The sequence below is a fragment of the Pseudomonas sp. 05T35 genome (genome assembly GCF_056396605.1).
Window position 1 is genome coordinate 1 of sequence record NZ_JBFTLU010000450.1, and the last position, 11,428, is coordinate 11,428.

At 52.3% G+C, this 11,428-nt stretch carries 8 protein-coding genes, 1 tRNA gene and 2 pseudogenes; 4 read left to right on the forward strand and 7 right to left on the reverse strand.

Annotated features, from left to right (window positions below; genetic code table 11):
* Positions 1-197: 197 nt before the first annotated feature.
* Positions 198-284 (reverse strand) — tRNA-Leu (locus AC1DH9_RS25010).
* A gap of 513 nt (positions 285-797) precedes the next feature.
* Between AC1DH9_RS25010 and AC1DH9_RS25015 the strand changes: the two genes are divergently transcribed.
* Positions 798-1,838, forward strand: coding sequence for a hypothetical protein (locus AC1DH9_RS25015; protein ID WP_477808975.1), 1,041 nt, complete (start codon positions 798-800; stop codon positions 1,836-1,838).
* Positions 1,839-1,972: 134 nt separating this feature from the next.
* Here the strand turns inward: AC1DH9_RS25015 and AC1DH9_RS25020 are convergent, their stop codons facing one another.
* Together AC1DH9_RS25020 and AC1DH9_RS25025 are read right to left on the reverse strand one after the other, a co-directional pair.
* Positions 1,973-2,371: a hypothetical protein gene (locus AC1DH9_RS25020; RefSeq protein WP_427537103.1), complete on the reverse strand. Its 399-nt coding sequence runs from the start codon at positions 2,369-2,371 to the stop codon at positions 1,973-1,975.
* Positions 2,352-3,506, reverse strand: coding sequence for a polymorphic toxin type 44 domain-containing protein (locus AC1DH9_RS25025; protein WP_427537105.1), 1,155 nt, complete (start codon positions 3,504-3,506; stop codon positions 2,352-2,354). Before AC1DH9_RS25025 ends, AC1DH9_RS25020 begins: the two co-directional genes overlap by 20 nt.
* 514 nt (positions 3,507-4,020) lie before the next feature.
* Here AC1DH9_RS25025 and AC1DH9_RS25030 point away from each other — a divergent pair.
* On the forward strand, positions 4,021-4,719 hold the full coding sequence (locus AC1DH9_RS25030) for an SOS response-associated peptidase (RefSeq protein WP_427537109.1): 699 nt from the start codon (positions 4,021-4,023) through the stop codon (positions 4,717-4,719).
* 55 nt (positions 4,720-4,774) lie between these two features.
* On the opposite strand, the gene AC1DH9_RS25035 is transcribed toward AC1DH9_RS25030, so the two are convergent.
* Entirely contained in the window at positions 4,775-5,638 is an 864-nt protein-coding gene (locus AC1DH9_RS25035; RefSeq protein ID WP_477808976.1) for a zinc metalloprotease, read from the reverse strand.
* A gap of 61 nt (positions 5,639-5,699) precedes the next feature.
* The gene (locus tag AC1DH9_RS25040) at positions 5,700-6,689 is read right to left on the reverse strand and encodes a hypothetical protein (protein WP_427537113.1); all 990 of its coding nucleotides are present in this window, start codon (positions 6,687-6,689) and stop codon (positions 5,700-5,702) included.
* Between the two features lie 304 nt (positions 6,690-6,993).
* On the opposite strand from AC1DH9_RS25040, the pseudogene AC1DH9_RS25045 reads away from it, so the two are divergent.
* Positions 6,994-7,740: pseudogene (locus AC1DH9_RS25045) on the forward strand (IS3 family transposase); the annotation flags it as partial.
* Positions 7,737-8,582 carry a tyrosine-type recombinase/integrase gene (locus tag AC1DH9_RS25050; protein ID WP_427537115.1) on the forward strand — a complete coding sequence of 282 codons (846 nt, stop codon included), beginning with the start codon at positions 7,737-7,739 and terminating at the stop codon, positions 8,580-8,582. The pseudogene AC1DH9_RS25045 and the gene AC1DH9_RS25050, both read left to right, overlap by 4 nt.
* 389 nt (positions 8,583-8,971) lie before the next feature.
* On the opposite strand, the gene AC1DH9_RS25055 is transcribed toward AC1DH9_RS25050, so the two are convergent.
* Both AC1DH9_RS25055 and AC1DH9_RS25060 read right to left on the reverse strand, forming a co-directional pair.
* Positions 8,972-10,345, reverse strand: coding sequence for a transposase (locus AC1DH9_RS25055; protein ID WP_477808977.1), 1,374 nt, complete (start codon positions 10,343-10,345; stop codon positions 8,972-8,974).
* Between the two features lie 677 nt (positions 10,346-11,022).
* Positions 11,023-11,428 (reverse strand): annotated as a pseudogene (locus AC1DH9_RS25060) (hypothetical protein); the annotation flags it as partial.

The window sequence follows — 11,428 nt, forward strand, 5'->3', positions numbered from 1 at the left end:
CCTTTTGCCCTGCCCTTATAGGCTCAGGAAATATCCCCACGCCCTTTCACTTGTGCGCCTGGCTCATACGACTGTTGTCATGACGGGGCAGTAGAATCGAAACTGAGTAGGCAAGAAGCTCTCACCCACCAAGTGAATTGCGGACCAGAAACGAACAAGGGCTTGCTTAGCTTTCGCTAGCAAACCCTTGATATATATGGTGCCCGAAGCCGGAATCGAACCGGCACGCCCTTACGAGCGGGGGATTTTAAGTCCCATGCGTCTACCAGTTTCGCCATTCGGGCGGTAGCGCGGTGAAGCGTTCAAGAACGATCGAATTAACGATCAATCCTTTTTGGTGCGGTGCAGCAGGGGAAGAAATATATACACCCCTTCCCCTCTAAGCAAGTTCGCTGACGTCAAATCCAAGACAAAATCTTGCCGTCTACTGCAAATAAAAAAGCTCCGTAAATCAGTGATCTACGGAGCTATTTATAGTGGAGGCCGAGGTCGGAATCGAACCGGCGTAGGCGGATTTGCAATCCACCCACAAAGCTAAGTAGATCAACAGGTTAGCATGGCATGCGTTCCGCAAGCTACTGATTTTTAACGGCCTGTAGACCACGTCCTTCAAGGGTCCAGTTTTGGGTTGCGGAACGGTTTTTTGCTACATTCTCGGCCTCTCTCCTCTCTCCCCTCAACCGTTAGTATTCTGCTCATCGCCTGCCCCTCCTGCCCCTTTCAAGAAGTGCAGGCCCGATGAAAAGACCATCATCGCCCGAAGTAAAAATGCCAAGACTTTCTACCGCGAACGCACAATGCAGGTACTGCTCTTATACACCGCAATCGCTTTCCTTATTGCAGGTTCCTCGGGTCTCTGGCGCCACAAAGCAAACCTATGGGCATGGGTCGATTGCCTGTATTACCCATTCGCAGCGATAGGAATCATCCTGCTGTTTCACAACAGCAACGGTCAGCGGCAAGCAATCGAGGCGATACAAAATAAGGAGCTGCTGCAAAAGGAACTGACACTGACCCTCGCCAATCAACCCCGCGTCCACGTCGATATCGATGCAGAGCTGTACAAAAGCTATATCGCCCTGATGGAGACCATCCCGCAGCTCGCCGCCGTCTGCGCCAAGGTCAGTCCAACACCCGCCTGTGAGGCGGCGAAAAGACTTTCACCAATGATCGAGACCTTTATCAAGACCGCTAGTACTGGCGCTGACCGGCCAATGGAAAAGCGTCTGTTAAGCACCTGCAATGCTGCGGAGTCCATGCTGCTGGAGATTGAAAAATCACGCGTATTGCCTTCGACTACCACTCGCGAACTGATCGGGAGCTACAAGGCACTCTCTCAACAAAATCTGGGCCTTGGCGCAACCTATGAAGTCAATCGTGCCAATGAGGCCATCAAAAGCAAAAGCCTGGCCGAGTTGCAGATGCTCGATCAGGCGGTGTACAGCCATTACGACACGGGAGCCTTCGTCAAAGAGATGGAGAGCGTGCAAGTCAATAATGCGACGCTCATACTCACTGGACTGACCCCCTGCCTAGCAACTCCTAATAGTGAGCTCAAGCAGCTGAACGAGTGGACGGATAAAAAACTCACTACACAGCAACGCATCCAAAACTTCAATCAAACCATAGAAAAAGCCAAGACCTCCGTTGATCCGAGATTCTATAGTTTCCAATTGAATCTCTGGCCGTTTGTGTTGGTGCTGGCCTTGGCACTGAAGTTTGGTAAAGGCGTTGCCGCGGTGAAGCCGCAATGCAGTATCGCACTTGGAAAGTTCAAAGCTTTTTGGGGTCGCCGTTTAYGCACCAAGCAGTCAGCGCAGGATCAAGATCAGGCCTGATCAGTTTCGTTTCCGTGGCGTAGCTTTGAACAGCGCGTAGCGCGATTGCGCCCCGAATCTGCCCTAATTTTGCCCTAAACCTTTTCTAACTAAGCAGAGCTATACAGGCCGGGACTGAAAAATATCGGTCCTTCTCACTCAGTCGGAAATGGCCCACACGGCTCAATGCTGCGGCTATCGGTGAAGCTATCAAGCTCACCGTCTGGCCCGATGTAGATGTCTGTATCAGGCCATTTCGGTTTGACGCGGATACAGTGCGACTTGCCAGCGTTGTTCCAGTCGAACTCCATGAAAAACTTCTTGCTCGGGAAAATGTGACCGGGGCCACCGGTTACTTCGCCGGGGTAAATCTCGCCTTTGGATATGTCGTGTTGGACATTCAGTATGTAGCCAAGACGTCCTTGGCCGTCCTTCGAGAAATGAAAACTCACCTGTGGCGTAGCGAAGTACCAGAAGGCAATGGGCGCGAGTGCCAACACAATCAGACCACGCCAGACGTACCTAGATTTGGGTTTACTTACAAGCGTGGTCACGGATGCCATCCCCCCAGCCTGCTGGCTTCACTGCTAACACTTCGTCCATGACCATCTTCGCGGTAATACCTCCGTTTGGGTGCAGCCTGTACAGCTTCACACCGATGCTGATTGATGTCCTATCCGCGACATCATCCCACGCTCGCATCCCTTCAATGTCTGCCGAGCGGTGCGGACCAGGTCTTTCTTTCCACTTCTGAACTTTGCGGATTGAGTCTGAAGCAATCTGTTCAACCCCTGCCCCATCCAGCAAGATGCCTTCGGAAAGACCACCTGCCATCCCCACATACCCGTAGTGGACGTTCGACCAAATGTCGTAGAAGTAATCAAACTTACCCTGTTTCTGCCATGCTCCGCCGAACTGTTCGCCTATCTTGGGCTTGTGATCCCATGGCCTGTTCTGGCCAACACGCTCTGTCCACAGTGCCAGTGCTGCACCTTTGTTCCCAAGCGCCATGGCTTCAAAGTTGGGGGGTGATAGACGGGCGTACCAAGGTAGCTTTTGAAACTTGCCGTATTCGGCTGCGGCATCGAAGCTGTTGAGCTTTTTCATCTTCACGACTGACGGGTGCTTGATGTTGCGGTTCATTTCACCTGCGATGTAAGCCGCTAGCTCTGCCATCCGGTCAGGATGTAGGCAGGCAACTGCAGTCGGTGTTTTAGCCTCAGCTTCTTTCGGATCAACCTTTTTCGGTACAGTCTTCTTCGGTGCGTTGGGGTCTATCAACGCATGCGCAGCAGTGGCTTTCTCTGTGAGCTTCGGATCAGCCAACAGCGTGGCCATCTTTTCATCATCCACTGTCCCGTTCGGGCGTATTGCTCCGAGCTTGGCGAAGTTGATGATTGCAGCTCCGACACTACCACCAAAGACGAACCCACCACCTACATCGCCTGACCCGGTGATGATGGTTCCGCCGTGACTGGTTGGGCTTCCCAAGTGAGCCATGGGACGGCCGTTCACCACAATGGATGGGAATCCTGTCGTAATCACTGCGCCACAACCACAGGTGTCACCAACACGGGCAGCCCCCATGAAGTTGATGTTGGTATCAGCGCTGGCAGAAGCAATAGGGGTGGTACCGTGCCCAGGCAATGGGCAGGTGTGTTTATCGCCCAGTCGGGCAGAAGAAATCATGCATCGTCCTTGATTCGTCCTTGGGAATTCCGGCCTGAGGCCGGGCAGAATGACGTTAGCGGGATATGCGGGTGCTTATACTCCGAATTCCCTGCGTTCCATGTCCATGCTGGTAGCGAAGGATACCCGCTCTGGCATATGGGCTTGAATGGTAGCCATGAGCCATGCATGGTCATTCGATTGCTGAGGCGTCAGCGAAGAGCCCCCCCTTTTCGCTGCGTACTACCGACCGTACACCACCCAAAACCCTACAGCTCGTCGCCCCACCCTCGCCCGACCGTCACGCCCCGATTACTGTATATCCAAACAGCACGCAGTAAAGGCACACACAAGCAGAACTGTCAAACACCAAGCGTGATAAGACCTCAATCGAGACAAAGAGTAATTGGCAGCTGGCCGCGAAGGACAGGCTGATCAGCGATCTCTACGCTAAAATTTTCGAACTCACAGGAATCGACCCGTATACCCGCCTCCCAGACAACTAAACTTGCTGGTTCTACTGGAGGGCTCGCCAATGTGCGGAAGACTTTCACAGTACCGGGGAATCCACGACTTCGTTGCCGCGCTGAGCATGCCCAATGCTCTGGTCAACACCGTCGGCGGTCAGCCGCTCGAGCGGTACAACGTGGCGCCGTCGACTCAGGTGGCCCTGCTTCACCTCGAAGGTAACACCCTGCACGCTGACCGGGTGCGCTGGGGATGGCGACCGCATTGGGCGAAGGATCGCGCCGCGCCGATCAACGCCAGGGCTGAGAAAGTCGCGCAAGGAGCATTCTTCCGGGCGATCTGGCCACACCGAGCCATAGCCCCCATCGACAACTGGTTTGAATGGGTCGATGAAGGCGGACCGAAGAAGCGGCCTTACCTCATCCGTCGCCGGGATGGTGCGCCGATCATATGTGCGGCCATCGGCCAATTTCCCGACAGCGACGAAGGGCATGGCGAGCATGACGGGTTTGTAATCATTACCGCCGATAGTGCCGGCGGCATGGTGGACATTCACGACCGGCGACCAGTCGTGCTTTCACCGGAGTTAGCCCGTGAATGGCTGGACCCAGACACACCCAAGGAGCGAGCCGAGCAAATGGCACTGCATCAAGGCGAACCGTCGGAAACATTCGAGTGGTTTAGGGTCAGTCAGGCGGTGGGTAACGTAAGGAACCAGGGTGTTGAATCAATACTGCTCACAAAAAATTTGCATCCCGTAATTTGAGCTGATTCGTCAGCATTGGCAAACCAGCCCTGCTTCGTGACAAAAAAACACGGAACTACTTTATAAACAAGTCCAATGATCTGATCTGACTTGAATCCCTCAAGTTACCTTGCAACTGCCGAACCATAGCATTATCGCTAGCGCGGACGTCAGAGCCTTTCAAATTTGGATAAGCTAGCCCCATGATAGCCTTATCCTTATCTGAAAGCCCATGATTCTGTGCTATATAACAACTTCCCGGCGGTGCCTTGAACACCATCGCCTTTATTGCCTCTTTATCGAACTGAGGCTCACATATTGCAAATGGCTGCTGATGTTCATGGTGGAACCCTAGAGCATGCCCAAACTCGTGCAGCACGGTATCTTTAAACTCATCACTTGCAAAATCAAGCTCATCTAATTTCTCTAAACTCATCGTAACTTCATTATTTTTTGCATGCACTATAGATTGCGTTCCAATCAATGACCAATATCCTGACGCATTAAAGGAAACGCGCATGGATACATTATCGCCAGATTGACATGTTCTATAGCCTGGACCTACTCCAAAATCAAAGTTTACGTTTCCATAGTGTGTCCATTCCCTCGCAACAGCAGCGACCGCTGCACGCGCTGCGGCAGCACCATCATAAAAACAAACGCGCAATGTCGAATTTGTCGGCCACGCCAATTGGCGTATTACTAAACCATGAAGTCGAATCGGCGAGATTGCACTTTTCGATTGACTTACAGAGGACTGTAACGCAGCGAARGCGCTGGAAGGGAGGGTGCTCACTCGATCCCCAAGTGATGCGGCGCCAGGAACGGCTTGCTCAGTTGTCAATCGTTGATCGTCGTGAGCTAGCCCCTTTATATCGTGGGCAACTGCACTACAAGATAGAATTAATAATGCTACTGCGGAAAGTATTACTCTGGTCATACATCACCCGCCCCTTAATCGATTACTCACATGAAAGCCACCCTACTCAGACTTTATTTTTTTATTTCTTAGCATCTTTAATTGCTTTTGCTTGTTTAAAAATCTCCTGCATAGCCTGAAATGCAACAAAATCGTTGGAAGAATCCGACTCCGAAGACACGTCCGCGCCGCATATCGAATGCAATGTTATAGCCCCTTTTTCCGGCATAACATACGTATACAGCCAATTGGGGTCGGCTATTACGAGTGGATAATTGGCAGTTACTTTTTTATCAGGGGAAAAAATTTCCAGGATTACATCCCGGCAACTTGATGTCACAAAAGTATGTTTGCTCGACAAAGCTCCAAAGTAGTCACCTCTTGCTACCGTTCCGCGCGACCTGATAATCGCCTTGCCATCTTTAATCTTTCCGCTATCACATTCATTACCCACAGGTACAACTTGATATTGCCATTTCGCTCCGCCTCCCTGATTAGGAATATCGTTCAACTTGCACCATACCGGTTCTGTCACATCCAGAATCACGGGCAAGGACAGCTTCCCATTTGATGGAGGAGAAGCTAAGGGCGCAGCAAGCACTGCTGAAGCGGCGGTCACCACTCCGCCAACAGCCTGAATCGCCTGTACTGTTTTATTTTTGTACTCAATCCCTACTTTTTTTAAAAGCAACGAGTTATCAAAATAGGTGACCGTAAGCGAGGTTGTACGAAAAAGGTTATTTTCTGGCTGAACGGCATACAAAACATCAGTCACAGGAGCTGGAAGTACAACTGCACTGACACTCGAGAGATCGCTGGGGGCCACAATAGACGCCGTTCGTAAGCCCAACGTATGTGCTGATGAATTATCGCCCCCTGAAACTGCAGCAGCTTTTATGGGGGCCTTAGTTAAGGAAATCCACGAGCCTTGCAGATAAAATTTTGTCGTATCAACTAAAGAAGACTCATTGCCATCATCAATCGCAGAGTAGCGAACGGTCGGTGCCCCACAAGCCGAGAGTAAAAATCCTGCACTGATCAGCGTTACTAGATATAAATCTTTCGTGCTCATGATTTCCGTATCCTTTCAACAAAAAACTTAACACCCGGCTATAGAGCACTCAACAGTAACACCAATGCAGCGAACGCAAGAATGTTGATATGCACCTACATCAAATATTACTTACAAGAAAAGTAGTCCTCCACCACCACTCTGTCTACCCGACTGGAGTAATATCCGCTACTAATTCGCAATAAAACGCGGCCCGTTATTACGAATTCTGCTTCTTACATACAATTAGCCCACATTATCAGAACAACCTTCCCAATGCCTCTGACTCCCAATTCATGATCACCAACTCACCACGCCTGATGTTGAACGACTTCGGTTGCGCAGCCGGGTGAACGAGTTGTTCACGCAAAGTCGTAGCGCTGCGGGCAGCCGCAGTATCTTGTCGCTGATGCTTGAAGACGGTGAACAACTTGGTCGATTCAAAGTGCGCAGCTTGATGCGCGAGCTTGATTTAGTCAGTAAACAACCCGGCTCACATGCCTACAAACGAGCGACAGTAGAAAGACTCGATATCCCGAATACCTTGAACCGTGAGTTTGATGTGCCAGCCCCGAATCAAGTCTGGTGCGGCGACATCACCTACATTTGGGCCCAGGGGAAATGGCATTACTTGGCGGTCGTACTGGATCTTTGCACGCGCCGGGTGGTGGGCTGGGCGTTGTCGGAAAAGCCGGACGCCGATCTGGTTATCAAGGCCCTGGATATGGCCTACGAGCAGCGTGGCAGGCCTTCGGGTCTGCTGTTTCACTCGGATCAGGGGTCGCAATACGCAAGCCGGCTATTTCGTCAGCGATTGTGGCGTTATCGCATGCGCCAGAGCATGAGTCGCCGGGGAAATTGCTGGGACAACGCGCCAATGGAGCGCGTGTTCCGCAGCCTAAAAACGGAATGGATACCGACCACGGGCTACAGAACGACTCAAGAAGCCAAGCGCGATATCAGCCACTTCTTGATGCATCGGTACAACTGGATTCGGCCTCACCAATTCAATGGTGGGTTGGCACCAGCTCGGGCCGAGGAAAAACTTAACGTCGTGTCCGGGATTAGTTGACCACTACAGACAGATATGAAAAGGAAATCATCCCCAGCAAGAAACCCCGTACCCAATCGGACAATCGCAAGGAACTGAAGCAGCTCAGAAAGTCATTTGAGAAAGCGCCCATTGACTCGATAACGCCCCAAGTGGTGGCCCAGTATCGAGATGCCAGGACCGCAAAAGTCAGGGCCAATAGGGAAATCGCCCTGCTCTCCCACATGTTCACCATCGCCCGCGAATGGGGCCTGACGGCCAACGCCAACCCCTGCTTTGGTGTTCGACGTAATAAAGAAACGCCCCGCGACTATTACGCAGGGGAAACGGTGTGGGATGCGGTCTACGCCCAGGCCGTACAGGAACTCAAGGACGCGATGGACCTGGCCTATTTGACCGGGCAGCGCCCAGCAGATGTACTGAAGATTGCGGCCACTGATTTGAACAGCGGCTTCCTGATGATCGGGCAAGGCAAAACCGAGAAGCGCCTGCGTATTCGTCTGGAAGACGCCGGCGCCCAATCTGGACTCAGCACTTTTATTGACGACTTGCAGGAGCGCAGAGCGCTAAACGGTATCAAAACCTCAACCCTAATCACCAACACGTCCGGACTCAGGATGAGCCAGCAGATGTTGCGCAACCGTTGGGATGAAGCTCGGGAAAAAGCCGCAGTCAAGGCTGGCGCCGACGGTGACACAGCGTTGGCCATCAGCATTCGCCAGTTTCAGTTCAAGGACATTCGCCCGAAAGCCGCAAGTGAAATCGAACTGACACACGCCAGCCGACTACTGGGGCACTCCACAGAAGAGATGACCAAGAAGGTTTATCGACGAGTGGGCGAGATCGTAAAACCCACGAAGTAACCCCCCTTCAACTAGCGTCAACCTGGTGCAAGGTTGGCGCTCCCCCACGAAAAATGCGAAATTGCCCCTCCCCAGCTGACCACCTGATTACATGGGTACCGACCACTCGCGTGCATCAAATTAGACCAGCACGCTTAACAACCATGGTCAGGAGAGGGCTGCCCACTGCTACCGGTGGTGACAGGCAGCAATCGACCCAAAGCGGCCCATTGCGAAAGGCAGCTATYGGCCGATTCTGTTGAAAAGTCGGTTTTTCAGGAAACGTGACGTTGAGCTTGGCCTCATCAAAGAACCTATTCACCACTGCTAAGTGGCTTTTCGGTACTTCTTTGACCGTTGCTGCTTTGTCAGTGAGTTGATTTGAGGGTTTTTGCTTGAAGCAGGCGTACCTATCCTGTGGCGGGTGGCTCTTGAGATGTAAGTTTGGCCAGTCGGCGCAGGTTCTGTACCGCAGCCGCTAATGTGAATTCATCGGTCGCGCCACTCATCCCTCGTAGTCGCAAGCGATCCAGTTTCAAGATGCGCTTGAGGTGGGCGAACAGCATTTCTACCTTTTTACGTTCGTGACGAGAGCGCACATATTCCGGCGTCTTCGCGATTCGCCGAGCCACATCGCGAGCCGCTTCATGAACACTGCGGGCGATCTTACGAACCGCAGTGTTCGGGCAGCACTTGGCTTTCATCGGACACGTCGCGCAGTCGGTTTGGCTGGATCGGAAGTTGATGGTGTTGGCTTTCGTCACGTGTGAGCGCAGGTTCTTGAAAGCACGCCATTCGCTACGTAATGCCTTACCAGCAGGACAGTGATACTCCTCAGCGTCTTTGTTCCAGTGGAAGTCGCTGATCGAAAAACTGTCATCCTTGCGCTCTGTTTTATCCCACACCGGCACATGCGGCTCGATATCTTTCTCTTCCACCATCCAGGCCAGCATCGGTGCTGTGCCGTAAGCGGTGTCGCCGATTAAGCGATCCGGTTTGATGTCGAACAACTCTTCGACTCGATCAATCATGGTTTTGGTGCTCTCGACCTCGGCCGTTCGATGAGCCGGTGTCGGTTCTACGTCCATGATCACGCCATGCTCGACATCAATCAGGTAGTTGGTGGAATAGGCGAAAAACGCTGGGCCACCCGGGGCCGCGGTCCAGCGGGATAGAGGATCAGTCAGCGATAAGCGCTTGGGAAGCGCTTCAGCCAGCGCCTCTTCATCGAGTGCTTCGAGGTACTCACGGACGGCACGTGTGCTGAGCGACGGATCGCTCCAGTTGACCTCTTGATCACCTGGCACGCCACGCTGCCGACTCGCGTCCGCCTTGATAATGCTGGCGTCCACGGCAAAGCCTTCGCCCTTGACCAGACCCGCGTCCATGCAGCGACGCAACACTTCATTAAACAGCCAGCGAAACAGATCGCTGTCCCGGAAACGGYCGTGTCGATTCTTGGAAAACGTCGAGTGATTGGGGACTTCATCCTCAAGGCTCAACCGGCAGAACCAGCGATACGCCAGGTTCAAATGGGCCTCTTCACACAAGCGCCGTTCGGAGCGAATGCCGTAGCAATAGCCCACGACTAGCATGCGGATCATCAGCTCAGGATCAATCGAAGGACGCCCAATTGGGCTATAGAAATCGGCGAGGTAGTGGCGCAGGTCGCTGAGATCGAGACACTGATCAATGCTGCGCAGGAGATGATTTTTTGGGATGTGGTGTTCAAGATTGAACGAGTAAAACAGCCGATCCTGCCCACTCGATAACTGTCCCATCATGCTGCGTACTCTCCCGCTGGCTGATGAGCAGATTTTGCCTCAGGCCAAGCAGGAGAGCTACTTTTTCAACAGAATCGCCATAGGATGTCAATTCAGATTACCCCGGCCCAAACGAAGCATCAACAAAGCCCGCCTAGTGCGGGCTTTGTTGCATCTGGGGTTTGGGGTTTGGGGTTTGGGGCTTCTAGCTTGTTGCGCAAGCACTCTTTGTTGAAAGCCGGCCCGGAACGCGGCATTACGTTGTTTTCCAATCCGTGCCAGCAACTCAACCTCGCGATACTCAACCCGGATCAGGCCATGCTTGAAAACGACTTTCAGCTTGCCAGCCTCCACCTTGAAATCCTCCGCGACCCGAATGTGAGCAGGTACGGCTACGCCTCGACTCGCAAGCCACCGCATTTGAAACCAGCAACRCCGTGCTCTTCGCGATGCTAGACCCAGTCAGCAAAAAAATGATCGTTGCCTGCAACTTCACTGGCATCACTCGCGGCGCTGTCCAAGCCTATTTCCTTGGCTACGTCCTAGCCGAACTCCATCGGGGACACCCGTCAAAAATAAATTCGCCCCCTTTTCCACAGCTTTTATCTAATACTCGCGGCCGCCCTTAGCATCAGTGCCTTGTTGGTTGCCAAACGAAAGTTGAAGTTGTTGTAACTCAACCCATCTGACCGCACACCTCACCAAAACCAATAAGGCAGAAACTTTGGTGTCGGCTCATGGGCCAACTCCAAGTTGTAAGTAATAGAGTTAAAGAAAAACATATCCAATATAAGGAAAGCGATAGCACCAAAAGAAAAAATCACAAACTCACGATGTGGATGCGCGCAGAAATTCGACTCCATCCAGGGCCGAACTGCAACAAGGGAAATCAACCCCACTAACGCACCGAAATAGTTTGGCCGAAGAGGAGTCACAGCATAAAAACCATATGTAAATACAAGCAGCAGCAGTCCCAGCCCAATAACTGGCAAGTTCAAGCAAAAGCCCAACAGCTTATCTCTGGCGCTTGCAAATAGTTGGCTGCGATCTACAAAAATGTAGGCAGCCAACAAGGAAATGGCGGGGGTAATTGAAAGTACATAA

Excerpts from the sequence above, each read along its gene's own strand:
- AC1DH9_RS25025 (WP_427537105.1), bottom strand. The coding sequence starts at position 3,506 with ATGATTTCTTCTGCCCGACTGGGCGATAAACACACCTGCCCATTGCCT.
- AC1DH9_RS25030 (WP_427537109.1), top strand. The coding sequence starts at position 4,021 with ATGTGCGGAAGACTTTCACAGTACCGGGGAATCCACGACTTCGTTGCC.
- AC1DH9_RS25040 (WP_427537113.1), bottom strand. The coding sequence starts at position 6,689 with ATGAGCACGAAAGATTTATATCTAGTAACGCTGATCAGTGCAGGATTT.